The organism is Pseudomonas sp. LG1D9 (assembly GCF_002949995.1).
Classification (GTDB): Bacteria; Pseudomonadota; Gammaproteobacteria; order Pseudomonadales; family Pseudomonadaceae; genus Aquipseudomonas; species Aquipseudomonas proteolytica.
The window spans coordinates 3,703,188-3,725,754 of record NZ_CP026881.1 but is presented as its reverse complement, the minus strand read 5'-3'; the positions used below and the strand labels follow the sequence as shown (position 1 = coordinate 3,725,754).

The window sequence follows — 22,567 nt, the reverse complement described above, 5'->3', positions numbered from 1 at the left end:
ATGACCGAACGCCTGACCCTGCCCTCCCCGGCCAAGCTCAATTTGATGCTGCACATCCTCGGTCGTCGTGAAGACGGCTATCACGAGTTGCAGACGCTGTTTCAATTTCTCGACTACGGCGATGAGATGACCTTCGCCGTACGCGACGATGGGGTGATTCAACTGCACACCGAATTTGCCAATGTGCCCCATGACAGCAATCTGATCGTGAAGGCGGCAAAAAAGCTCCAGGAACAATCCGGCTGTTCGCTGGGTATTGATATCTGGATCGATAAAATCCTGCCAATGGGCGGCGGCATCGGCGGTGGCAGCTCGAATGCCGCAACCACCCTGCTCGGTCTTAATCACTTGTGGCAACTGGGCTGGGATGAAGATCGCCTGGCCGCACTGGGCCTGACACTGGGCGCCGACGTCCCGGTTTTTGTGCGTGGGCACGCCGCATTTGCTGAGGGTGTGGGGGAAAAACTCACCCCCGTAGACCCCGAAGAGCCGTGGTATGTCGTGCTTGTTCCGCAAGTATCTGTAAGTACAGCAGAAATTTTTTCAGATCCGTTGTTGACACGTAACTCTTCTCCCATTAAAGTGCGCCCCGTTCCCAAGGGAAACAGTCGAAATGACTGCTTACCGGTGGTAGCAAGGCGTTATCCAGATGTACGTAACGCATTGAATTTGTTAGGTAAATTTACCGAAGCAAAACTCACCGGAACTGGAAGTTGTGTGTTTGGGGGCTTCCCAAACAAAGCTGAAGCTGATAAAGTCTCGGCCCTTCTTACAGAGACCCTTACAGGGTTTGTAGCAAAGGGAAGCAACGTTTCGATGTTGCATCGCAAGCTGCAAAGTCTGCTCTAAAGGAACCGAGTACTGGGTACTCGTTGCAACAGATACAGGGGCGTCGCCAAGCGGTAAGGCAGCAGGTTTTGATCCTGCCATGCGTTGGTTCGAATCCAGCCGCCCCTGCCATTTTCTATACTCATCCAGGTTACCCTCAGCCTCTAGGTACTGCGCGTGTCCAAGATGATGGTCTTTACGGGGAATGCTAACCCCGATCTGGCTCGGCGTGTTGTACGTCAGCTGCATATCCCTCTCGGTGACATCTCAGTCGGTAAATTTTCCGACGGCGAGATTACAGCCGAGATCAATGAAAATGTCCGCGGTAAAGATGTTTTCATTATTCAGCCGACTTGCGCTCCGACCAACGATAACCTGATGGAACTCGTCGTGATGGCTGATGCCTTCCGCCGCTCCTCAGCGACTCGAATCACAGCTGTAATCCCTTACTTTGGTTATGCCCGTCAGGATCGCCGTCCGCGTTCCGCACGTGTGGCTATCAGCGCGAAAGTCGTCGCTGACATGCTGACCGTGGTAGGTATCGATCGTGTTCTCACGGTTGACCTGCACGCTGACCAAATCCAGGGGTTCTTCGATATTCCGGTAGATAACATCTACGGCTCCCCCGTTCTGGTGGATGACATCGAAGACCAGCGCTTTGAAAACCTGATGATCGTGTCCCCGGACATTGGTGGCGTCGTGCGTGCACGGGCTGTTGCCAAATCCCTGGGCGTGGACCTCGGGATCATCGACAAACGCCGTGAGAAAGCCAATCACTCTGAAGTGATGCATATCATCGGTGATGTCGAAGGGCGTACCTGTATTCTGGTCGATGACATGGTCGATACCGCCGGCACCCTGTGCCACGCGGCTAAAGCCTTGAAAGAGCACGGTGCGGCTAAAGTCTTCGCCTACTGCACACACCCTGTGCTGTCTGGCCGAGCGATCGAGAACATCGAGAATTCCGTGCTGGACGAACTGGTGGTGACCAACACCATCCCGTTGTCCGCCGCTGCTCAAGCCTGTGCGCGTATCCGTCAACTGGATATCGCACCGGTTGTTGCTGAGGCGGTTCGCCGCATCAGCAATGAAGAATCGATCAGTGCGATGTTCCGCTAAGGGTCAAACCTTGGTGGCATCAACCTGACGAAAAGCGCCCCGCCCCAGCACCATGCTGGGGCGGGGCTTTTTTGCCCATATCGCCTTTAGCGCTGGTCGCAAACGCTGGGGCGAATGTGGTTATTTTGGAGATACAACATGAACGATTTTACTTTGAATGCTGAACTGCGTTCCGACCTGGGGAAAGGTGCGAGCCGCCGCCTGCGTCGTCTCGCAAGCCTGGTTCCAGCTGTAGTTTACGGTGGCGAAAAAGCCCCTGAATCCATCAGCATGCTGGCTAAAGAAGTTGCCAAACTGCTCGAAAACGATGCTGCCTACAGCCACGTTATCGAACTGAACGTTGGCGGCAAAAAGCAGAACGTTATCATCAAGGCTCTGCAACGCCACCCGGCCAAAGGTCACGTACTGCACGCTGACTTCGTACGCGTTGTTGCTGGTCAGAAACTGACCGCTATCGTGCCTGTGCACTTTGTCGGTGAAGAAGCTCCGGTCAAGAAAGGTGGCGTTGTTTCCCACACCACTACCGAGCTGGAAGTAAGCTGCCTGCCGAAAGATCTGCCTGAGTTCATCGAAGTCGACCTGTCGGCTGCTGAAATCGGCACCATCATTCACCTGTCCGACCTCAAGGCCCCTAAAGGCGTTGAGTTCGTTGCACTGGCTCACAACGACGACAAGGCTGTTGCCAACGTCCACGCGCCACGTGTTGTAGCAGAAGATGAAGCTGGCGAAACCGCTGCCGAGTAATACTCTCTGCAGCGTCGGAGCTTGAGGAAACATCGCGGACCGAAACGTAGCGAGAAAGCGGGCGATAACGCGAAGTTTATCTCTGGATAAGTGAGCTCCTGTCGTCCACTTTCGCCGCAACGAGGTTGCGGCGATGTTATCCACAACTCCAAAGGAAGGGCCCCTGTCGTGACTGCCATCAAACTGATCGTTGGCCTGGGAAATCCAGGCGCCGAATACGAACAGACCCGGCATAACGCGGGGGCCCTTTTTGTTGAGCGCATCGCCCACGCCCAAGGCGTCAATCTTGTGGCCGATCGCAAATATTTTGGCCTGACCGGACGCTTCTCGCATCAGGGTCAGGATGTTCGTCTGCTGATTCCCACCACCTACATGAACCGCAGCGGCCAGGCTGTCGCGGCGCTTGCGGGGTTCTTCCGGATCAAACCCGAAGAAATCCTGGTGGCCCATGACGAACTGGACCTGCCACCCGGCGTTGCCAAGCTCAAGCAAGGCGGCGGCCATGGCGGTCATAATGGCCTGCGCGACATCATTGCGCAGTTGGGCAATCAGAATACCTTTTACCGTCTGCGGCTCGGCATTGGCCACCCAGGCGTTGCCAGTATGGTTTCAAATTTCGTCCTGGGTCGTGCGCCACGCGCCGAACAGGAAAAACTCGATGCCAGCATCGATTTTGCCCTCGGCGTGCTGCCGGATATCTTCGCCGGTGAATGGAACCGCGCGATGAAAAACCTGCACAGCCAGAAGGCCTGACTTTTTTCCGAGGGGAAACACCATGGGATTCAATTGCGGCATCGTCGGCCTACCTAACGTCGGCAAGTCCACCCTGTTCAACGCCCTGACCAAGTCCGGTATTGCGGCGGAGAACTTCCCCTTCTGCACCATCGAACCCAACACCGGTATCGTGCCGATGCCCGATCCGCGCCTGGAGGCCCTGGCCGCCATCGTCAATCCCAAGCGCATCCTGCCGACCACCATGGAGTTCGTAGACATCGCAGGCCTGGTAGCCGGTGCGTCGAAAGGTGAAGGCTTGGGCAACAAGTTCCTGGCCAACATCCGTGAGACCGATGCCATCGCTCACGTGGTCCGCTGCTTTGAAGACGAGAACGTGATTCACGTCTCCAACAGCGTCGACCCGAAACGCGACATCGAGATCATCGACCTGGAACTGATCTTCGCCGACCTCGACAGCTGCGAGAAGCAACTGCAAAAGGTTACGCGCAATGCCAAAGGCGGTGACAAGGACGCCGTGGTGCAGAAGGCCCTGCTCGAGCAACTGATTGCTCACTTCACCCTGGGCAAGCCTGCACGCAGCCTGATGAAGAACATGAGCGTCGACGAAAAGGCCGTGATCAAGGGCTTCCACCTGCTGACCACCAAGCCTGTGATGTACATCGCCAACGTGGCTGAAGACGGCTTCGAGAACAACCCGCTGCTCGACGTGGTCCTGGCCATTGCCGAAGAAGAAGGCGCAATGGTTGTTCCGGTGTGCAACAAGATCGAAGCGGAAATCGCCGAACTGGAAGACGGCGAAGAAAAAGACATGTTCCTCGAGGCCCTGGGCCTGGAAGAGCCCGGCCTGAACCGTGTGATCCGTGCAGGCTACGAAATGCTGCACCTGCAGACCTACTTCACCGCTGGTGTCGAAGAAGTCCGCGCCTGGACCGTCAAGGTCGGCGCCACCGCGCCACAGGCTGCCGGCGTGATCCACACCGACTTCGAAAAAGGCTTTATCCGCGCCGAAGTGATCGCCTACAACGACTTCATCCAGTTCAAGGGTGAAGCCGGGGCCAAGGAAGCCGGTAAATGGCGCCTGGAAGGCAAGGAATACATCGTCAAAGATGGCGATGTAATGCACTTCCGATTCAACGTGTAACGCTCCTGCCGCCCACAAAAAAGCCGATGCCCTGCATCGGCTTTTTTGTGGGCGCTTCATTTACAACAGGGACTTTCCAGCGGGGGAAATATTAAGACACTGTTATGTATTTTAATAACATGAACAGGCAGAGCAGAAAACTGACACTTCAAGCGCACAGCCCGCCAATTAAATAACAATCATAAAATATTTAGGATTGCTCCTACGCGCTACAGCAAATACCACTCCTACAAAAACTTGAATATTTTTCCAATTCAAGTTCTTTAACAACGCCGGCGAAACAGTGAACAATCCCAACATCCTTTCGCAATGACATCATGGGCATTTTCCGGTCTACTGATCCCTATCACTAGAAAAATCAGACAATAGTGACGCGACAACTCTAATGGAATTGGAGCAATAGCAACATGTCGGCCTCCTATCAAAGTGAAGTTGAAACAGACACCCCGTTCAATGATTGCCCAGACATAGAAACAACCATCAATAACACTGCCGCGCTCAACATCGACATTCTGCTGCTTGGGGAAACAGGCACCGGCAAGGACACTTTAGCGCAACGTATTCATTGCCTGTCAGGACGACGGGGGAACTTCGTCGCGGTCAACTGTGCGGCGATACCGGAGAGCCTTGCCGAAAGCCAGCTCTTTGGAGTCAACAGCGGCGCCTACACCGGGGCCATGCAATCGCGTGCAGGTTCTGTCGAAGCTGCGCACCTGGGCACGTTGTACCTGGACGAAATAGACAGCATGCCGCTTCCCCTGCAAGCCAAGTTGCTGCGGGTATTGGAGTCCCGTGGCGTCGAACGCTTGGGCTCGACCCGGTTTATCCCCGTAGACATGCGCGTCATTGCCTCTGCCCAGCAGTCCTTGCATGAGATGGTCGCTCAAGGGGCCTTCAGGCGCGACCTGTACTTTCGCCTGAATGTGGTCAACATCAACCTGGCGCCACTCAGGCAGCAACCAGAGCGCATCATCCCGCTGTTCGTGAAAATGATCCGGCAGGAGGCTGAGTACTTCAAGTGCCCAGCACCCTCGCCTCCCAACGCTCTGCTTTCACAATTGCTTTGCCATCCCTGGTCAGGGAATGTGCGCGAACTGCGCTCGACAGCCAAGCGTTTCGTCCTGGGGCTCCCTCCCCTCTGTGCTGCGGTAAAAGAACGCCAGGACTGGGAGATGCCGCTCAAGGAACGTTTACAGCAAATCGAGAAAGTTCTGATTGAAGAGTCGCTGAACCGGCATGCCCATAATGTTGATGGCGTCGCCATCGAGTTAGGCGTGCCCAAGCGCACCCTCTATTACCGAATGAAGCAACTGGAAATATCACTGACATAACTTGCGCACTATAAAGATCTGGCAACGAACTGAAAAATTACATTTTTTGAAACATACCCTGCAGACACAATTGGAACGCATACATTTCCTGCGCCACATAAATTATGGAACGGCGAAACTGCATGTGATAAATGCTTCTCTCAGCATCGCTAGCGTCCAATGAAATCAACGTTAAATACGGAGTAAACAATATGAGTATTGGTTCAGTTGGCTCTTCCGGCTCCAACCCTTACGGTAGCGGCGCTGGTGGTATGAGTGCAGAGCAGGCAGACGCAGGCCTTGAAGCCGCAGAAGCGAAAAAGAGGGCTGACGGTGTGAAAAACGCATGGAAAACTGCGGTAAACCAAAATACCGCAGGCATCAAAACCGCGTCTGACGCACTCCGTTTGTAATCAGCCTGGCCCTCTCTGACCTTCCTGCCACTGGGTGGCGGGAAGGTCACTTCGCCAATCTAACAACGAATGGCCTCATCAATAACAAACCCTCCCCGCGATACTTACGTAATAGGCGCCATATGTTTATAGGAAGAGTACGCTCTGCTGAACATGAGGATCTCAATGGGTCCTCCAGCGCACAGGAGTCCTCGATCTCCCACACCGATGTCAATTATTTCGCCTCAATCATGGACTCGTCAGCCCAGCCCAGCCCAAGGAGCAATTACACGACGCCACAGAGCATGCTGTCCGAAGCATCCGAGCGGCTGACTTCCGTTACCCAGCGCATGACCAAAAGTCTGCGAGCCTTGAGCAGCGAGAATAAGTTTGATGAAGCGCGAAAGTATCCTGAGCAACTGTCCGATACGTTATTGCTGACGCAAATGCTCGTAAAAAGTGTCGGCAAAACCGCGCAAGGCATCGATAAAATCTGCAACCTTCAGTAGATAAAAATGACTCGCCTACGGTTTATTACGTTAACGCTAGTGTTGTCATTCATGCTCAATGCCTGCAGTGACCGCGTCGAACTTCACCGCCAACTCTCCGAGCAGGAAGCCAATGAAGTCATCGCGGAGTTGGCAGACAAGCATATACGCGCCACCAAAGTCCCCGCCAAAGACGGCGTGGTCGTCGTGGTCAACGCCTCCGATATCGGGCGGGCCGTACGCACCCTGGAAGCCGTTGGATTGCCCAAGACCGCCCGCGCTACCCTGGGCGACACCTTTCGCAAGGAAGGGGTTATCTCAACTCCGCTCGAGGAGCGCGCGCGCTATATCTATGCCTTGTCCCAGGAACTGGAAACCACGTTATCGAACATCGACGGCGTGATTGTCGCCCGCGTACACGTAGTGTTGCCCGAGCGTGTTGCACCGGGCGAACCGGTACAGCCGGCCTCCGCGTCCGTGTTCATCAAGCACGATCCCAGGCTTGACCCCGACAACATCCAGGCCCGTGTGCGCCGGATGGTCTCCAGCAGTATTCCTGGCATGACCAACGCCGTCGAAAATCCGCAAAAACTGACGGTGGTATTCGTTCCCGCAACGGCTTATCTGGAGCAGCAACGCCTGGCCTATTTCGGTCCGTTCCTGGTGCCGGGCGATGACATTGGCTTTTGGCGGGCCAGCGTCACCTTCACCATGATCGTTTTAGTGGTGCTCATTATCGCCGTGACATTCTGGCGGATCAGGGGCCAGCGAGCGCTGCCGCACGCCCAAACGGCCGGGCCATCCTCGCACGATGAGTAACCTGGCATGGGTCCAGTGGTGGGCAACCCCCTGGCTGCATTCACGCGAAGGCTGGAGAACGGTTGATGAGCACGCGGCACTGACTGCGCTTGGTCACAGTCGACACCTGTGGGTAGCCAGACTCTATGGGATCACGCCCTGCCTGCCGCCCACGCCTCAGCCCACATTGCTGCAACTGGCGCTCGCCTCGCCGGAGCAACTGGACCTGGTGCTGGCGTTGATTGACAGCGCGTGTCGCCCGGCCTACGCAAGCGCGTTGAATGAAAACCTCCACCAGTGGTGCAACAGACTGTCCAAGGCATTGCCCCCATATATGCTGCAGCCCGATGAGGACCCCTTGCAGCTGCTACGCACCTGGGTCAGCCCCGCCACCTGGCAACGCATCAGGTTGAGATTCCCTCGCCAGCGCGTTCTGGAGCTGGAAAAAAAAGCCCTTTCGCTTGGGGACTCCTACAGCCGCCTCGATACCCTTTGGCATGCCGTGGTCTGGCGTATTGCGACAATCCACAGCGACGCTCAAGCACCTGGCGCCAAGGACCATGGAGACTGAACACGATGTTTTGCCGACATAAAATCGACTTACCCAAAGGCTCCACCGCCTTTGCCGAAACCCTGATCCCCCGCGAAACCCTGGCCAATTACGCCCATGCCCACAACACACTGGAGCAGGCCAAGGCCCAGGCCAGGCAATTGCTGAAGCGGGCAGAAAAGCAGCGGGAAAAGCTGCTGGAGCAGGCCGGCCTTGAAATCTGGCGGCGTGCCGACGCGCAGTTCAAACGCTGGGAAGGCGAACGCCAGGCGATGTACGACAACCTTGAACGATATGCCTCTTCAATCGCCAACCAGGCGATTCGTCTGCTGCTGGAAGATACGCCCCTGCCACAACGCATGGCCGCGTTGGTCAGACAATTGATGGCCAGCCAGATGCCGATGGTCAAGGCGGCATTGCTATGCCATCCCCAGGAGCTGGAGGCCGCACGCCAGGCTCTCGCCGACCACAACACCACGCTCTGGGCGCTACGCGCCGACGATACCGTCAAACCCCAGACGTTGCTGTTACAAACCGAAGAGGGCGACTTTTGCATTGATTGGGCCGCCATGCGTGACACCTTTCTAGAGCCAGGCAGCAAGCGGTTGGATGCCTGATTTTCCACCACGCACACGCGCCAAATAAACGGCTACACATGGAACCAATTCGACATACAAAACCACAGAGAGGAAACACAAAAAAGGAGCAAATCCATGAACTACTACTCAGGTTACAGAGAGCAACTTCTTAGCGATGCGAAGCGCAGCAGAAACGATGTCAGCGACTTGATGGAGCAGAACTCTGGATCCGAGGCGGACATGGACTTGTTCTATGAACTGGTGATGACCAACCGTAAATCCGAATACGCCTTCACTGAACATATCAGGGCCAGGCATATGCTACTGAAGTCCGGCCTGGACAGCGGACAATAACGTGAAGGCGCTCATTACCAACTGGTTGAACAGCCGCGCCGAAGAATTAAGGCTGATCGAAGACAATGACGAAATACTCCTGCGCCACGGCCCTGACACCCTCTTGTTGCAGGTCCAACTGACCCAGGGCCGCCCTGACAAATCACAGCTCAACACCTGGATGCTCCTGGGTAACGCAAGCCTGAGTCACTTTCAAGGTGCACTCGCACAGGCGCCTGCAACGGGTGCACTCTGGTTGACTCAGTGTCTACAGCAAAGCACCAGCGAGAAGCCTTTGCTGGACAGTCTCCAAGCCCTGCTCAACCAGCGCGATACCTGGCGCGCAATGATTACGCGCCTTGCAAAACAGGCCCCACGGTTCCAACCCACGTCACTGCGCTCGCTGCCGCACTAATCAGAGAACACCCCATGCCCAACAAGAATCACGAGCGCACCCGCTTGCGCTCCGTCTCGCCCGCGGCCCTTCAAAAAGGCCCTCATTGGCGCTACCTGCTGGTACTGCCCTGGTTGCTTTTGCCCATGCAAAGCTCGCTCGCCGCGATCCCCGCCGAATGGAAAAATACCGCCTACGCCTATGAGGCTGACCATAAGCAGGTGCGTGAGGTGCTGGAGGATTTCGCCCAGACCTTTGGCACGCAGATTCAATTCGACGGCCACCTGGAAGGCACCGTCAACGGCAAGATACGCGCCAATACCCCGCAGTCGTTGCTTGACCGGCTGGCAGTAGAGCATCGCTTCCAGTGGTACATGTACAACAACATGCTGTACATCAGCACCCTGGACCAGCAGCAGTCCGCGCGCCTGGAGGTCTCATCGCAAACCGTTGCGGACCTCAAGCAGGCATTGACTGACATTGGCCTGCTCGACAACCGTTTCGGTTGGGGGGAACTCCCTGACGATGGCGTGGTGCTGATATCCGGCCCCAAGCGTTACATCGAACAGATCAGGCAATTCAGCAGCCAGCGAAAATCCCCCGATGAAAAACAGAGCGTGCTGACGTTCCCGCTGAGATTCGCCAACGCGGCGGACCGCCCGATTGATTATCGCGGAGAAAAGCTGGTCATCGCGGGTGTTGCCAGCATGCTACGCGGGCTGTTGGAGCCCCGGGACAACTCTGTCCTGTCGTCGATGAGCCCACGCCCGGCCTCGGCAGCGCAGCCCTCGCCCATCACCCCGATCCTTCCCCGGCTGGGCAACCCGATGCTGAACCAGTTGCTCGGCGCACAGGCGCCCCTGGGGCAGACGGAGCCCGGCATGTCGCTCACCTCCAGAGCCCCCACTGCAAGAGGGCGAATTCGGGTGGAGGCGGATGTGCGCAACAACGCCGTCTTGATCTATGACTTGCCAGAGCGCCAGGCAATGTACCGCGAGCTGATCGCCCAACTCGATGTGGCACGCAAACTGGTGGAGATCGACGCAATCATCCTGGATATCGAGCGCACCCAACTGCAAGAGTTCGGGGTCAACTGGGGTTTTCAGAACAGCCGCTTTCTCGGCGGTGTGAACATGGCGCCTGGGACATCGGCGCAACTGTCGATCGAAAAGCGCGACCGTTTCTACGCCGATGTACGGGCCCTGGAGGCCAAGGGCCTGGCGACCATGGTGTCCAACCCTTCGGTGCTGACCCTGGAAAACCAACCTGCGGTGATTGACTTCAACCGCACTCAATACCTGACGGCCGGCGTCGAAAACGCGACCATCCTGCCGATCACCGTGGGCACCAGTTTCCAGGTGGTACCACGGGTCATTACCACCCGTGGCAGGCACCAGGTCCATCTGGCGGTGGATATCGAAGACGGCAACTTCGACGAGTCCAACCCCGAACGCATAGGCCCCGATGTACGCCGGGGCAAAGTCAGCACCCAGGCGGTGATGGCGGAAAAACGTTCGCTGGTGGTCGGCGGGTTCCATGTCACCGAAAGCACCGATAAAAGAAGCAAGGTGCCGTTGCTGGGCGATATACCGTTGCTGGGCAAGGCACTGTTCTCTTCCACCGAGCGGCAGAACAACCGACGTGAACGCCTGTTTATCCTCACCCCTCGCGTTATCGGCGACCAGGCCGACCCGTCACGCTACTTGCCACCGGACGACCAGGTAGAGTTGCAGGCGGCCCTCAAACCGTTGGCCAGGCGCTATGCCGAGCACCCGCCGGTGATCAAGCGCAGTGCGATCACCAGCGCCCTCGCCCACCTCGTCACCGGGCAAGTACCTGACGCCTTCAAAGCCGCCCCCATGCCGCTGGGCCTGGACACCTTGTGCAAAACCCGTGACCTGCTGGCGCTCAACACCGAACGCAGCCAGTGGTACGCCGGCCCGCAGTTCAACGTGGCGGTGGTGGTGATGCGCAATCAGTTCAATCGCAACGTGCGCATCGACGAGAACGAATGCAGCAATTCCCAGACCCTGGCCGTCAGCGTCTGGCCACGGGCCTGGCTCAAGCCGGGTGAAGAGGCGGAGGTGTTCATCGCCATGCGCCCGGTGGTGAAGGATGAACATATCGGTGTAACCCGCCCCTCCCTGCTCACACCAACACGGAAGACCGCGCCATGAAACAGCGACTCTCCTGCATCACCCTCCTGGGCCTAGTGCTGCTTATGGCCGGCTGTACCCCGACGTGCAAAGGCAACTCCTGCTCCCGGCCGCAATCGAGCGCTAGCAAGCTGGTGGTCTGGTGGCCGCCGCAAATGCGCGTCGAACCCGGCCCATCAGGCGAAAGGGCGGACTATCAGACGATCTCGTTGGAACAGTGACCGCCATGGGCTTATCCGACACTGATGCGCCTCGCCAGGTGCCTCTGGACAAACTGGTGAGCGGCGACGTCGCTCACCACACGTTGTGCCCGGGCATCAGCCTGTGCCGGTTGAGCGCCGGCCAGAAACCCGGCCTGGCCCTGCAGATTGCACCTGAGGCGCTGCAGGCCGGCCAGGTGCAGCGGGTGCTGGAGCGGCGCTTTGTCCACGCCATGGTGTTCGATGGATGCTTCGTGTACCTCGATGCCAAGGGCAACCTGGTGATCTGGCATGCGCTGGTGCCCAACGGCCAGCCGCTCGATGACATCGTCAGCCGCCTGCTCTCACTGGCCAAGCTCGAAACCCTGGATGTACAACGCGCGCCCTAGCGGCGCGCAAGCTCCGGTAACTCCAGGGTCTGGCGCTTGGATTCATCATCCAGCTCACGCAGGGTGCGATAGATCAGCGCCACCGCCTGCAAACTCTCCCGTGGAATCGGCGCCCCCAGCTTTCGCTCATACAGCATGCGCGCCAGCCACACACACTGGATCACCGGCACGTCGGCGGCCTTGGCCCGGCCAATCAACTGGCGCGCCTGGGCGTCTGTGCCTTTGTCGACCAACATCGGCAGCGGCGTTTTGCCGGGCCGGTAGTACAGCGCCACGGCAAAGTGCGTCGGGTTGACCACCAGCATGTCGGACTCTTCCAGCTTGGGCAGCTTGACCTTTGGCTCTTCCTGGGCGAGTTGGTAGGCCAGGGAGCGACGCTGGCCCTTGACGTGAGGGTCGCCCTCCATGTCCTTGTACTCCTTGACCACCTCCACCTGGGTCATGCGCATGCGCTTGGCAAAGAAATACTTCTGCATGCTCCAGTCGATCAGCGCGAGCACCAGCAGCAGCCCCAGGCAGGCATGCAGCAAGTGGCGGAACAGGGCGATCAGCGCCACGATGTAGCTTTGCAGATCGCTGGTGGCCAGGTCGATCAGCACCTGTAGCGAGGGGGTTATCACCACATAGAGGATCAGCGAGAGCAACAACGCCTTGCCCAGTCCCATCAAGAGATTGATCACCGACTGCGCAGAGAACATTTGCTTGAGCTGGCTGAGCGGGTTGAGGCGATTGAAGTCCGGCTTCAGGCTTTCCGGGGCGAACAACAAGCCGAACTGCATCCAGCTGCTTATCAGCTTCACCGCGATCGCCACTCCGCACATCAACAGGCCGAACGAAAAAAACACCACCAGGCCATCCATCAGCACTTCTTCCAGGGCGCGCACAAACGGCTGGCCGACGCGCGCAAAAGGCAACGCCATCATCTGCTGGAAGCGCTGCAGGCTGGTTTCGGCGGTGAACAGAGCGATCTCGCTGATCGCGGTGAGCACCAACAGTTTGGCCACGTCCTGGCTTTGGGCAACCTGGCCTTTCTTGCGTTGGTCCTTGAGTTTCTTGGGGCTCGCCGCGTGTTTTTTTTCGCCGGAGTCACTCATTGCCCCGGGCCCCGAACCATCAGGCCAAGAGCATGCTTGAGGTCCGTCAGCAAGCCCATGCGCCCGACGATCAAATCCTCCAACAGGGCAAAGTACAGCAGCAGGAAAGCCAGGCCCGCCAGGCTCTTGGCCGGCATGGCCAGGGTGGACACCTGTAGCTGCGGACTGTAGAGCCCGAGCAAGGCGAAACCGAACTCCAGCAGCAACAGCACCGCAATAAACGGCGCCGCGTAGAGCATCATGTGCACGAAGGTATCGCCGAGCAAGCCAAGGAACTCGCTGAAGCCATTGACCGCCGGCAGCGGCACCCACGCCGTGGGTGGCCAGATCAGGTAGCTGTCCCAGATCACTTGCGTCAGCACGCCCAACCCAAGGGTCGAGATCAGCAGAAAAATCGCCAACTGCTTGAACAGGTGCCCGACCGGTGTCGCATCCGGCCCCAACGAAGGGTTGAGTTGCCCGCCCGCCAGGGCGCCACGCTGGTTATCGAGCAACGCGCCTACCGACTCGAACATCCAGAACGGCATGAACAGCAAAACCCCGAGCAAGAACCCCAGGGCCGCCTCCTTGAGCACCAGCCCGCCCAGCATCAATGCGGAGTAGTCCTTGCCCATCAATGCAGCATGAATGCCGGGTGTGGGAAACAGGGCCACGACCATCACGATCGTGTGCCGGGTCATCCCGCGCACATGCTGGAAACAGAAAGCCGGCACCAGGAACATGCACGGGTAGATGCGCGCCATGCTGATCAACAGGCTGGGCAAGAACTCAAGGTAAAGGAGCAATGCGTGTGCCTCAGTTCAGTGCCGAGCGGGCAATCATGTCGAATGTCATGTTGATCAGTTGAATCAACTCCACGCCAATCCAGCGCCCGGTCAGGATCAGGGTGATGCCGACGGCCACCAGCTTGATGCCAAAGGGCAATGTCTGGTCCTGTACCTGCATCAGGGCCTGCACCAGGGAGGTCAGCACCCCGACGATCACCGCGACAATCAGCGGCGGCGCCGAGAGCACCACCACCAACAGCATGCCTTGCTTGAACAGTACGATCGGTTCCATAGGTCACTCACAGATAAGAAAGGAACAGACTGTCGAGCAGCCGCGACCAACCGGAAACCAAGACGAACAGCAGCAACTTGAGGGGCAGGGAGATGGTCATCGGCGAGACCATCTGCATGCCCAGGGCCAGCAGCAGGTTGGAGACAATCAGGTCGATGACGATAAAGGGGATATAGATCAGGAAACCGATTTCGAACCCCGCCTGCAATTGCGAAATCACGTAGGCCGGAATCAGCAAGATGAGATCGTCGCGCTGGGCGTTCTGCGCCATTTCCGGCGGCCACATGCGTGCGGTGTTTTCCAGCAGGTGCGTGAGGACGTCCGGGTCGGTATTGCGGGTCATGAACAGGCGCAGCGGCTCGATGGCCACCAGCCCCGTTTCCTGGAAGCGTTGCACGCTGCTCAAGTCCACCGGGGCTTGCTTGACGTTCTGGGCGATGGCATACCCTACCGGCGCCATGATAAACAGGGTCGCCGCCAGGGCGATGCCGTTGAGCGCCATGCTCGGCGGCACCTGCTGCACGCCGATGGCGTTACGGGTGATCATCAGCACAATGATAATTTTCAGAAAGGCGGTGCAGACGATCAACAGCATCGGCATCAAGGCCAGTGCGCCGATGAATAACGCGAGGATTACGGGCTCGACCCCCTGGAACGTCATCGCGCAAAAATCACACGGGACAGCTGCAAGCCCAGGCGTCCGTCCATCTCCACCAACTGGCCCTGGCCAATCGGCCGATCGCCATAGTAGAGCCCCGCCATGCCGGGGGCGTAGCCCGCGATGCTCAACACCGCACCGGGCGCAAGGTTGCGCAGTTCCCCGAGCGTCAGGTTCAGGGTGCCACAGCGCACATTCAAGGCCATGCTCAACTCATCGAAAGGCTCATGGCCAAAAACATCCACCACGGGTTCATCAAGGTCATGCTCTTCATACCCCGAGTAGTGTTGTGCTGAAAGATCCTCGTCCACAGACGTTTCCTCAGTAGATATAAGTGTCAGGCCCATTGGCCCTGATTCATCGTCAATGCGCCCATGCAGGCGATGCTTGCCAATCCGTAAATGGCCATTGCCATGCACATCAAAAAAAGCCTGCTCCAGCATCACCACATCACCGGCACGCAGGCCGCGAACTTGGCTCAGGGGCAGCTTCAAACGCCCCAACGTCGCGGCAATCGTCAGTTGAAACGAGGGCGGCAATGGCAGGGCCGTGGGTTGCCAGCGCCCCGCATCACACAATGCCAACAGACTTTCGGGAGCCAGCAACAGGTAGCCCACCACCCTGGAGGCGCCCAATGTCACCGTGAGCCGGCAGCCGAAATTCAGTTTTCCAGGGGAGGCCCGCAGCCGCAGATAACCAAACAACGCGCGCACCTGAGGGCTCAAGTGGTGCTGGAACAGTTCCCAGAACCAGGAGTCCGGATCATTGCCGGCCTCGGCCAGCGTCACCGGGCACTCCCCCAGAAGACTGAACATCGGCCCTGGCTCGCTGAAGGCCAACAGCCCACAGGCGGTTTCGAAGTACAGAGGCGCAGCACTCCTGGGCGCACGGCCAGGCTCAAGCAGCAGCTCACCGTGCTGGCCTGTGACCTGAAACGGCATACGCAGACCCCGCCCCAGGCGCAGGCGTGCCGCAACCGTGGCGCTTTTGACTAAGGGAATCGCGAGTGCCGGCATGATCATGCCGCGCCCACATGGACCAGGTGTAACGCGACAGGCGCGCCCAGGGCATCGGCCAGACGCTCCTCACAGCGCTCGCGCACACCGCCCAGCCAACGCGCGGCAAGCTCCTGCTCGGCGGCCAGCTCGATGTTCCACAGCCCCTGTTCACGGCGCACACTGGCGCTGATCCGCCCCAGGCGCGGCAAGTAAAGCACCGCCTGCAGCGGCCATTGCGCGCTGCCATGAATCCGGGGGGCCAATTGCGCCGTCATCGCCTCGATCATCAAGGAATCGCCCGCCACCCCGGCGGCCGTTGCCGAGGTGCCGTAACCTGCCCCCTCGCCATCACTGTCCAGCAGTTGCGCAAATAACCGCCCCTGCTCCCAAGGTACGACCCCCGACGGTTGAGGCTCCTGTTCCGCTCGTGGATCGCGCGGGCGCGGGCGTTCAGGTTTGCTTGCTTGGACTTGGGTCATAGTTCTTCCTGTACCTCTTCCTGCCTCAATAAAACCGACAACTCCTGGAGTTTCTCGACCTCTCGCAGGCATTGGCTCACCTGTTTCTGCGCGCTGGCGATCTGCACCACGTGCTCCTCCCGCTGGTCATGCAGTTGACCCAACTGGCCTTCTTCGCGCCGGGTCCCAGCGGACAAGGTGCGCTCCTGGAGGCTCCAGGCCTTGAGTTGCTGCAACGAGAGCACCTGGCCTTGATGCTTATCCAGCAACTCGGCGGTTTTCTCGATCTCCTGCAGGCGCGTTTGCTCAAGCGCCGCCTGTGCCTGCTGGATTTGCACCAACAAGGCTTGCTGATGCCGCTTGGCTTCACGCAACGCGCGCTCGGCGCGGTCTGCCCGATGCCGACGCAGCCGCCGCAAGGTGTCGATCTCAGAAAGGGACATGGGTGGTCAGGCTCATCAGTTGCTCGAGTGTCAACGGCATCGGCGCGGGTTCGCGCAAGTCCTGGCGCAGAAAGCCGTCCACCGCCTGGCGACTGTCCACCGCCATATCAGTCAGGGCATCGCTGCCCGGTTGGTACTCGCCCAACTTGAGCATCAACTCAATCTGCTGATACGCCGATAACAAGCGGCGCAGCGCGGTGCCGGCCTGGATGTGCGCGGGCTCGGCGACGTTGCTCAGAATCCGCGACAGGCTGGCCAGCACATCCACCGCCGGGTAGTGGCCGCGCTCGGCCAGTTTGCGCGACAAGACGATATGGCCATCAAGCAGCGAGCGCACTTCATCGGCCACCGGATCGCTCATGGAGTCCTGCTCGATAAGTACGGTGTAGATCGCCGTGATCACCCCTTCGCGGGTCAACCCGGCACGTTCCACCAGACGTGGCAGCAAGCTGTATACCGAAGGCGGCAGACCGCCACGCCCCAGCGGTTCGCCAGCGGCCAGGCCGATTTCACGCTGGGCCCGGGCAAAACGGGTCAGGGAGTCGATCAGTAGCAGGACCCGTTTGCCCTGGCGTCGATAGCCTTCAGCCAATGCCGTGGCGGTGAAGGCGGCGCGGGCGCGCTCCATGCTTGAGCGGTCGGACGTCGCGCACACCAGCACCGCCTTGGCGCGCAGTTGATCGTCCAGTTCGTGGTCGAGAAACTCGCGCAGCTCGCGGCCACGCTCACCAATCAGGCCGAACACAATCACATCACAGTCAACGTTACGGGCGATCTCCGCGAGCAAGGTGGTCTTGCCACAACCGGCGCCCGCAAACAAACCAACGCGCTGGCCTTCGCCCAGGGTCAGCAGACCATCGATCGAGCGCACCCCGGTGGCCAGTGCCCGGTGGATACGCGGCCGCTCGGTGGGCAAGGGCGCCTCGCACAACACCAGGCTGGTGTCCTCGGCGTGCGCCTCGACGAAGGCGCTGGCGCCCTCCCCCGCAATCGGGCGCCCAAAGCCATCCAGCACCTGGCCCAACAGTTCATCACTGACGCGTACCCGGTGCGAGACGCCCAACTGTTCGACACTGGCGCCCACCCGCACGCCTTCAAGATTGCCCAGGGCACTGAGCACCGCATCCTGCTGATCGAAACCGATGATCTCGGCCAGCATGTAATCGCCGGTGGACTTTTCAACCTGGCACAAATCGCCGATACGCGCCTGGGGCAAACGGCATTGCAGCAACATGCCGTTGACGCGCTGGATACGCCCACGCACCGAGACCGGCGCAAAGCTGGCCAGCGCCTGCGCCCGGTCCTGCTGCCAGGCCTCCAGGCGCGCCTGCAGGTCGGCACTCACCAACGCACCTCATAACGCTGTACGCCGTCGAACACCACCTTGGTGTTATCGATCAGGACCAATCGCAAGCCATCCACTTCATCTCCCACAAACAGCCGATTGCCTTCATCCAGGACCACATGGCCATTGGGCCCGCCGACGATCTGCAGAATCTTGAAAGGGAGTGCCGTGCTACGTTCCTTGACCCGGCTGATCACTGGCACAGACGTATCGAACTGCTCACCAAAACGATTGAGCATGCGCGACACCAATCCCATCTCTTCCTGGGCAACGTCCCCTTCCAATGTCACCTGGTCATTGATCACCTGCAGGCGGATGCGATTGCCCAGTTCACGTTCGTTGAGCATTTTCAGCAGTTGCTGGCGTACTTCGTAGGCCGAACCCAGCTCGTTTTTCTGAGTTGGCGCGGCCATCAACGACGCCTGAGCCTCATGCTCTCCGGTGGTCGCCAGGCCCACCACCATGATGATGGCTGCGATCACCAGCACCAGGCTGATCAGACGCTTCTGCTGCGCCCCGGATATCGACGACAACATCAGCGCCGGTGCAGCCTCATTCACCGGCCTGGCCGCTGGGGCGATGGGCATGGCAGCCGGGGCTTGCGGCCAGGGCTGATCGGCCAGGGTGACGCACAGTCGAATGTTGCCCAGGGCAAAAGGAACGCCCAGTGCCAGGTCGGCAATCTGTGCCAGGAGCTGACCGTCACTGGCCCGCACCAACCCTTCTTGAGCCTGGACCGACCAGTGCTGCTCAATACACCGCAGCAGCACATGGCGCTCGGCAATCCCTTCGTCATACAGCGAAAGGTCGGCATCCGGATGCGCACCAATACTCCATTGCCCGCCGAACAACGGCAACGCCGCGCCCTGGCGCGAACCATCAAGCACACGTAGCTCAAACATCGCCAGGCCTCATGAACGTTGCAATGACAGTGACGTGTTCAACAGCCTGCACAACCACCCCAGACGTGCTCATGCCACCTCCTCGCGCAACAGATTGTCCTGGGCAAGATCAAAGCGCCCCAACACCTTGACCTTGGACGAAGCGCTGAGCTCGGCGAACGACAGGACCGGTACATGGTTGAACTCTTCCAACAGCAAGGTGCGCATGGGACTGCGCAAATCCTGTGCAACCAACAGCACACTTTTGCTCTTGGGGCGCACGACAAAGGCTTGCTTGAGCAGGCTGACCAGCGCCGCACTGCTTTCGTTATCCAGGGAAAAGAACACACCCGTCTGGGTCTGGCGCAGGGCATCGCGCAACACGTTTTCGGTGTGGGGCGACAACAGCCAGGCATGCAGGCCGTCGGCTTCGCTGTACTGGTGAAGAATCTGCGACTTGAGGGCAATGCGCGCATAGTCGGTCAGGGCTTCCGGTTCACGTTCATGCTGACCGTGTTCGATCAGGGCCTCGACAATCAGCCGCACCGCCCGCAGCGGTACCCCTTCGCCGGCCAGGCGCTGCAACACCGATGAGAACCGCGAAAGTGGCATGATCCGTTGCAGTTCCTGCACCAGCTCCGGCTGATTGAACTCCAGCCAACTGAGAATCGCCTTGCTCTCCTGGATGCCGAGGAACTGCGGGCCGCTGAGCAACATGGCCCGGGTCATCCGCTCCTGGAGCAGGCTGTACGCCGTCGAGCGCGCCAAGTGTTCATCGGCAAGCACAGGGTCGTCGGGCGCAAACCACACCCAGTCCTGTTCATCGCGCTCGGCCAGGCCCCTGTTCCCGCCTTCTGGATCCGCTGCCAGTGCCGCAAGCTCCACGCCAACCCAGTCACCGAGCGTGGCCTTCAACAGGGGCACTTCGTGCACGCAGAAGCGAAATTCATCGTCGGCCAACGCCGGCGCAAACTCGACTTCGAATGGCGGTAACGTCAAGCCGATCTGGGTCACCAGGCTGTTGCGGCTCTGGCGCACGCCGTGGATGACCTCCGTCACCAGCGGGCTGTTCTGCAGGGCCAGCGGAAACTGCAACAGGTAGGGGCGCGACGGATCAAAACCGCGCAGATCCTCCACCCCGTTTTGCTCAGGCGGGACGGTATCGGTAACCGGCTCCTGTGATTTTTCGTCACGCTGGCGCTGGCGCATCAGGTAATAACCCAGGCTGCCAGTCATCAGCGAAATCAGGATAAACACCACCGTGGGCATCCCCGGCAACGCCGCAAAAGCAAGCATGCCGACCGAAGCGATCATCCAGCTCTTGGGTTCGCTGGTCATTTGCCGGGCAATTTCGGCGCCCATGTTGTTGCTGCCCTTGCTGCGCCCGGACGGGGCCACACGGGTGATAATCATGCCGGCAGTCAGCGAGATCAGCAGGGCCGGAATCTGCGCGATCAGGCCATCACCAATGGTCAATACCGAGTACAACGCCATGGAGTCGCCGGCGCTCATGCCATGCTGGAACATGCCGGTGGCAAAACCACCCAGCAAGTTGATCACCACAATGATCAACCCCGCGATGGCGTCTCCCTTGACGAACTTCATCGCGCCGTCCATGGCCCCGAACAGCTGGCTTTCACGCGACAGCTGCTCACGCTTGTCCCGGGCCTGGTTGCCGTCGATCAGCCCGGCACGCAGGTCGCTGTCGATGGACATTTGCTTGCCGGGCATCGCGTCCAGGCTAAAGCGTGCCGCCACTTCCGCGACCCGTTCCGAGCCCTTGGTAATGACCAGGAAGTTGACCAGGGTCAGGATCATGAAGATCACCAACCCCACCGCCAGATTGCCGCCCACCACAAAGTTGCCGAACGCCTCGACAATGTCACCGGCGTCCTGCTCCAGCAGGATCAGGCGTGTGGTCGCAATCGACAACGCCAGGCGAAACATCGTGGTCAACAGCAGAATCGATGGAAACGAAGAAAAGGCCAGCGGCCCCGGCAAATACAACGCCAGCACGATCAACAGGCACGAAATACAAATATTGAGGGCAATCAGGATATCCACCAGCCAGGTGGGCAACGGCACGATAAAGATAAACACGATGGCCATGACCACCACCGCGCCCAGCACCTCGGCGCGTTGTGCAACCTTCAGCAGCAACGCATTGATTGCCCGCAACGCACTCATGCCTTCAATCCCGGCCACGTGTGGGTATGGCGCGAGCCACGCTCCTGCGCGGCGTATTCAAGCAGCACGTGCTTGTAGCTGTTCAACGCTTCTTCGCGCCGTCTTGCATCACACCACCAGGCCAGGGGCAGGGCCTTGAGTTCCGGGAAAAAGGCACTGAGGCCACTCAACTGATGAGCCAGCTGACTGCCGCCCAAATCCCGGGCCAGGTGTTTGATTTCCTGGGAGGAAAGACCACCGGCCGCATACCCCAGCAAGCGTTGCAACAAGCCCACCGGGTCCAGCTGCAGTTCGGGGTACAGAAGCAGGGATTGCCCGATCAACGCCTTGCAGCGCGCGAGCACACCACTCAATCGACTGCAGTCATTGAGGCCCAGCAACAAGGTTCGCAACTGGCCCCGGTCGACCGACGAGGTCTGTGCCGCAACATCATCGGCCAGTGCCCGGCGGATCAGCTTCAACCCGGACGCAAAGTCCCCTTCACCGAACAGCCCCAGCAATGATTGCATCAGGGTCGCCAGCGATTGGCTCGTGACCACGCTGGTGTAATACATGCTGCGTACAGCCTGGCGCAGTTGCGGGTCATCAGTGCCCGCCTGCAGCGCCAGTGCGGTGTTCAGCCCCGCCTGGATCTGTGGCTTGTAATCGGCCTCCAGGCCAGCCAGGGAAGTGCGCGCCAGGCTTGCCTCTGCGGTGCGCCCCTCGGCATCCGCCTGCAGCGCCACGTGCTTGAGCACCACATAGGCCCGCGCGGGGTCGTTGCCGGTGATGTCCATCATCTTGCCGACCCCGCCACCGAGCAGCAGCTGGACCCTGACATTGCGAGCGATGGTCGCCATTTTCGCCTGGGCCGGGTGACCCAATTGCTCATAGAGCTGGGTCAGTTGCTCGACCGCCGGGATGCGCAAGCCTAGTTGGCGCTGCCCCAACGCCCGGGCGTTGAGTTCGACCTCTTGGCTGAACAGCACACTGAGATCGTCCGCAACGGGGGCGCTTATCGGCGAAGACAGCCCACTTTCAATCCGTGCCGGTGCCGGTTGATTCAGGTGCGCGGGATTTTGCACATCTAGGTTGGGATCGACTTTCATGGAAATGCCATAGCAAGAGATTCGTATCCTTGTGTGGCTGGAAGGCCCGATCCGGTTCCATCTTCATGCGCTTCCCATGGCGCATGAAAATACCCGCACAAATCCACGATGCTCTGCGCAAGCGATTGCACAAAAAACACCTAAAACAAGATATTTCCTTATATTTATCAAATAGATATCTACATATTCCGTTTGGCACAA

At 59.0% G+C, this 22,567-nt stretch carries 27 protein-coding genes and 1 tRNA gene; 17 read left to right on the top strand and 11 right to left on the bottom strand.

Annotated features, from left to right (window positions below):
- The 17 genes from ispE (at window position 1) to C5F71_RS17355 (ending at window position 12,155) form a co-directional block, all read left to right on the top strand.
- Window positions 1–849: a 4-(cytidine 5'-diphospho)-2-C-methyl-D-erythritol kinase gene (gene ispE / locus C5F71_RS17430; RefSeq protein WP_029295665.1), complete on the top strand. Its 849-nt coding sequence runs from the start codon at window positions 1–3 to the stop codon at window positions 847–849.
- Window positions 850–885: 36 nt separating this feature from the next.
- Window positions 886–960: transfer RNA gene (locus C5F71_RS17425), tRNA-Gln, on the top strand.
- 45 nt (window positions 961–1,005) lie between these two features.
- The gene (locus C5F71_RS17420; protein ID WP_003171603.1) at window positions 1,006–1,947 is read left to right on the top strand and encodes a ribose-phosphate pyrophosphokinase; all 942 of its coding nucleotides are present in this window, start codon (window positions 1,006–1,008) and stop codon (window positions 1,945–1,947) included.
- 138 nt (window positions 1,948–2,085) lie between these two features.
- The gene (locus tag C5F71_RS17415) at window positions 2,086–2,691 is read left to right on the top strand and encodes a 50S ribosomal protein L25/general stress protein Ctc (protein ID WP_029295688.1); all 606 of its coding nucleotides are present in this window, start codon (window positions 2,086–2,088) and stop codon (window positions 2,689–2,691) included.
- A gap of 168 nt (window positions 2,692–2,859) precedes the next feature.
- Window positions 2,860–3,444: an aminoacyl-tRNA hydrolase gene (gene pth, locus C5F71_RS17410; protein ID WP_003208389.1), complete on the top strand. Its 585-nt coding sequence runs from the start codon at window positions 2,860–2,862 to the stop codon at window positions 3,442–3,444.
- Window positions 3,445–3,466: 22 nt separating this feature from the next.
- Window positions 3,467–4,567 carry a redox-regulated ATPase YchF gene (gene ychF, locus C5F71_RS17405; RefSeq protein ID WP_029295691.1) on the top strand — a complete coding sequence of 367 codons (1,101 nt, stop codon included), beginning with the start codon at window positions 3,467–3,469 and terminating at the stop codon, window positions 4,565–4,567.
- 407 nt (window positions 4,568–4,974) lie between these two features.
- Window positions 4,975–5,898: a sigma-54-dependent Fis family transcriptional regulator gene (locus C5F71_RS17400; protein ID WP_029295693.1), complete on the top strand. Its 924-nt coding sequence runs from the start codon at window positions 4,975–4,977 to the stop codon at window positions 5,896–5,898.
- A gap of 191 nt (window positions 5,899–6,089) precedes the next feature.
- Entirely contained in the window at window positions 6,090–6,290 is a 201-nt protein-coding gene (locus C5F71_RS28930; RefSeq protein ID WP_133715585.1) for a hypothetical protein, read from the top strand.
- 284 nt (window positions 6,291–6,574) lie between these two features.
- A complete protein-coding gene (locus C5F71_RS17395) occupies window positions 6,575–6,778 on the top strand; it encodes a type III secretion system rspB (protein WP_224791186.1) in 204 nt (67 codons plus the stop codon).
- Window positions 6,779–6,784: 6 nt separating this feature from the next.
- Window positions 6,785–7,576, top strand: a complete 792-nt coding sequence (sctJ, locus tag C5F71_RS17390) for a type III secretion system inner membrane ring lipoprotein SctJ (RefSeq protein ID WP_029295697.1) — start codon at window positions 6,785–6,787, stop codon at window positions 7,574–7,576.
- Window positions 7,569–8,126, top strand: coding sequence for a type III secretion protein (locus C5F71_RS17385; RefSeq protein WP_104911608.1), 558 nt, complete (start codon window positions 7,569–7,571; stop codon window positions 8,124–8,126). The genes sctJ and C5F71_RS17385 overlap by 8 nt, the downstream gene beginning before the upstream one ends.
- A 5-nt stretch (window positions 8,127–8,131) precedes the next feature.
- Entirely contained in the window at window positions 8,132–8,722 is a 591-nt protein-coding gene (gene sctL / locus C5F71_RS17380) for a type III secretion system stator protein SctL (protein ID WP_104911607.1), read from the top strand.
- 96 nt (window positions 8,723–8,818) lie between these two features.
- Entirely contained in the window at window positions 8,819–9,037 is a 219-nt protein-coding gene (locus C5F71_RS17375; RefSeq protein WP_029295703.1) for a hypothetical protein, read from the top strand.
- Window position 9,038: 1 nt separating this feature from the next.
- Window positions 9,039–9,431, top strand: coding sequence for a type III secretion protein (locus C5F71_RS17370; protein WP_092233518.1), 393 nt, complete (start codon window positions 9,039–9,041; stop codon window positions 9,429–9,431).
- Between the two features lie 14 nt (window positions 9,432–9,445).
- Window positions 9,446–11,587 (top strand): type III secretion system outer membrane ring subunit SctC, encoded by a 2,142-nt coding sequence (gene sctC, locus C5F71_RS17365; protein ID WP_104911606.1) that lies wholly within the window; start codon window positions 9,446–9,448, stop codon window positions 11,585–11,587.
- Entirely contained in the window at window positions 11,584–11,787 is a 204-nt protein-coding gene (gene hrpT / locus C5F71_RS29345) for an HrpT family type III secretion system protein (RefSeq protein ID WP_092233512.1), read from the top strand. The genes sctC and hrpT overlap by 4 nt, the downstream gene beginning before the upstream one ends.
- A 5-nt stretch (window positions 11,788–11,792) precedes the next feature.
- The gene (locus C5F71_RS17355) at window positions 11,793–12,155 is read left to right on the top strand and encodes a transcriptional regulator (RefSeq protein WP_104911605.1); all 363 of its coding nucleotides are present in this window, start codon (window positions 11,793–11,795) and stop codon (window positions 12,153–12,155) included.
- On the opposite strand, the gene sctU is transcribed toward C5F71_RS17355, so the two are convergent.
- The 11 genes from sctU to C5F71_RS17300 form a co-directional block, all read right to left on the bottom strand.
- Window positions 12,152–13,249, bottom strand: coding sequence for a type III secretion system export apparatus subunit SctU (gene sctU / locus C5F71_RS17350; protein ID WP_070996753.1), 1,098 nt, complete (start codon window positions 13,247–13,249; stop codon window positions 12,152–12,154). The genes C5F71_RS17355 and sctU overlap by 4 nt on opposite strands.
- Window positions 13,246–14,034 (bottom strand): type III secretion system export apparatus subunit SctT, encoded by a 789-nt coding sequence (sctT, locus tag C5F71_RS17345; RefSeq protein ID WP_070996751.1) that lies wholly within the window; start codon window positions 14,032–14,034, stop codon window positions 13,246–13,248. Before sctT ends, sctU begins: the two co-directional genes overlap by 4 nt.
- Before the next feature lie 10 nt (window positions 14,035–14,044).
- Window positions 14,045–14,308 carry a type III secretion system export apparatus subunit SctS gene (sctS, locus tag C5F71_RS17340; protein WP_029295719.1) on the bottom strand — a complete coding sequence of 88 codons (264 nt, stop codon included), beginning with the start codon at window positions 14,306–14,308 and terminating at the stop codon, window positions 14,045–14,047.
- A gap of 7 nt (window positions 14,309–14,315) precedes the next feature.
- Window positions 14,316–14,969, bottom strand: coding sequence for a type III secretion system export apparatus subunit SctR (sctR, locus tag C5F71_RS17335; RefSeq protein WP_029295721.1), 654 nt, complete (start codon window positions 14,967–14,969; stop codon window positions 14,316–14,318).
- A complete protein-coding gene (locus C5F71_RS17330; RefSeq protein ID WP_070996750.1) occupies window positions 14,966–15,988 on the bottom strand; it encodes a FliM/FliN family flagellar motor switch protein in 1,023 nt (340 codons plus the stop codon). Before C5F71_RS17330 ends, sctR begins: the two co-directional genes overlap by 4 nt.
- Complete coding sequence (locus C5F71_RS17325; RefSeq protein WP_029295726.1) at window positions 15,985–16,443, bottom strand: type III secretion system HrpP C-terminal domain-containing protein; 459 nt, start codon at window positions 16,441–16,443, stop codon at window positions 15,985–15,987. Before C5F71_RS17325 ends, C5F71_RS17330 begins: the two co-directional genes overlap by 4 nt.
- Window positions 16,440–16,865: a YscO family type III secretion system apparatus protein gene (locus tag C5F71_RS17320; protein WP_092233501.1), complete on the bottom strand. Its 426-nt coding sequence runs from the start codon at window positions 16,863–16,865 to the stop codon at window positions 16,440–16,442. The genes C5F71_RS17325 and C5F71_RS17320 overlap by 4 nt, the downstream gene beginning before the upstream one ends.
- The gene (locus tag C5F71_RS17315; protein ID WP_104911604.1) at window positions 16,852–18,210 is read right to left on the bottom strand and encodes a FliI/YscN family ATPase; all 1,359 of its coding nucleotides are present in this window, start codon (window positions 18,208–18,210) and stop codon (window positions 16,852–16,854) included. Before C5F71_RS17315 ends, C5F71_RS17320 begins: the two co-directional genes overlap by 14 nt.
- A complete protein-coding gene (locus C5F71_RS17310) occupies window positions 18,207–19,112 on the bottom strand; it encodes an FHA domain-containing protein (RefSeq protein ID WP_104911603.1) in 906 nt (301 codons plus the stop codon). Before C5F71_RS17310 ends, C5F71_RS17315 begins: the two co-directional genes overlap by 4 nt.
- A 69-nt stretch (window positions 19,113–19,181) precedes the next feature.
- On the bottom strand, window positions 19,182–21,278 hold the full coding sequence (gene sctV / locus C5F71_RS17305) for a type III secretion system export apparatus subunit SctV (RefSeq protein WP_104912636.1): 2,097 nt from the start codon (window positions 21,276–21,278) through the stop codon (window positions 19,182–19,184).
- Window positions 21,275–22,366 (bottom strand): HrpJ domain-containing protein, encoded by a 1,092-nt coding sequence (locus C5F71_RS17300; protein ID WP_104911602.1) that lies wholly within the window; start codon window positions 22,364–22,366, stop codon window positions 21,275–21,277. The genes sctV and C5F71_RS17300 overlap by 4 nt, the downstream gene beginning before the upstream one ends.
- Window positions 22,367–22,567 lie beyond the last annotated feature (201 nt).

Excerpts from the sequence above, each read along its gene's own strand:
- ispE (WP_029295665.1), top strand. The coding sequence starts at position 1 with ATGACCGAACGCCTGACCCTGCCCTCCCCGGCCAAGCTCAATTTGATG.
- C5F71_RS17415 (WP_029295688.1), top strand. The coding sequence starts at position 2,086 with ATGAACGATTTTACTTTGAATGCTGAACTGCGTTCCGACCTGGGGAAA.
- ychF (WP_029295691.1), top strand. The coding sequence starts at position 3,467 with ATGGGATTCAATTGCGGCATCGTCGGCCTACCTAACGTCGGCAAGTCC.
- C5F71_RS17400 (WP_029295693.1), top strand. The coding sequence starts at position 4,975 with ATGTCGGCCTCCTATCAAAGTGAAGTTGAAACAGACACCCCGTTCAAT.
- C5F71_RS28930 (WP_133715585.1), top strand. The coding sequence starts at position 6,090 with ATGAGTATTGGTTCAGTTGGCTCTTCCGGCTCCAACCCTTACGGTAGC.
- C5F71_RS17395 (WP_224791186.1), top strand. The coding sequence starts at position 6,575 with ATGCTGTCCGAAGCATCCGAGCGGCTGACTTCCGTTACCCAGCGCATG.
- sctJ (WP_029295697.1), top strand. The coding sequence starts at position 6,785 with ATGACTCGCCTACGGTTTATTACGTTAACGCTAGTGTTGTCATTCATG.
- C5F71_RS17385 (WP_104911608.1), top strand. The coding sequence starts at position 7,569 with ATGAGTAACCTGGCATGGGTCCAGTGGTGGGCAACCCCCTGGCTGCAT.
- sctL (WP_104911607.1), top strand. The coding sequence starts at position 8,132 with ATGTTTTGCCGACATAAAATCGACTTACCCAAAGGCTCCACCGCCTTT.
- C5F71_RS17375 (WP_029295703.1), top strand. The coding sequence starts at position 8,819 with ATGAACTACTACTCAGGTTACAGAGAGCAACTTCTTAGCGATGCGAAG.
- sctC (WP_104911606.1), top strand. The coding sequence starts at position 9,446 with ATGCCCAACAAGAATCACGAGCGCACCCGCTTGCGCTCCGTCTCGCCC.
- hrpT (WP_092233512.1), top strand. The coding sequence starts at position 11,584 with ATGAAACAGCGACTCTCCTGCATCACCCTCCTGGGCCTAGTGCTGCTT.
- C5F71_RS17355 (WP_104911605.1), top strand. The coding sequence starts at position 11,793 with ATGGGCTTATCCGACACTGATGCGCCTCGCCAGGTGCCTCTGGACAAA.
- sctU (WP_070996753.1), bottom strand. The coding sequence starts at position 13,249 with ATGAGTGACTCCGGCGAAAAAAAACACGCGGCGAGCCCCAAGAAACTC.
- sctS (WP_029295719.1), bottom strand. The coding sequence starts at position 14,308 with ATGGAACCGATCGTACTGTTCAAGCAAGGCATGCTGTTGGTGGTGGTG.
- sctR (WP_029295721.1), bottom strand. The coding sequence starts at position 14,969 with ATGACGTTCCAGGGGGTCGAGCCCGTAATCCTCGCGTTATTCATCGGC.
- C5F71_RS17330 (WP_070996750.1), bottom strand. The coding sequence starts at position 15,988 with ATGATCATGCCGGCACTCGCGATTCCCTTAGTCAAAAGCGCCACGGTT.
- C5F71_RS17325 (WP_029295726.1), bottom strand. The coding sequence starts at position 16,443 with ATGACCCAAGTCCAAGCAAGCAAACCTGAACGCCCGCGCCCGCGCGAT.
- C5F71_RS17320 (WP_092233501.1), bottom strand. The coding sequence starts at position 16,865 with ATGTCCCTTTCTGAGATCGACACCTTGCGGCGGCTGCGTCGGCATCGG.
- C5F71_RS17310 (WP_104911603.1), bottom strand. The coding sequence starts at position 19,112 with ATGTTTGAGCTACGTGTGCTTGATGGTTCGCGCCAGGGCGCGGCGTTG.
- sctV (WP_104912636.1), bottom strand. The coding sequence starts at position 21,278 with ATGAGTGCGTTGCGGGCAATCAATGCGTTGCTGCTGAAGGTTGCACAA.
- C5F71_RS17300 (WP_104911602.1), bottom strand. The coding sequence starts at position 22,366 with ATGAAAGTCGATCCCAACCTAGATGTGCAAAATCCCGCGCACCTGAAT.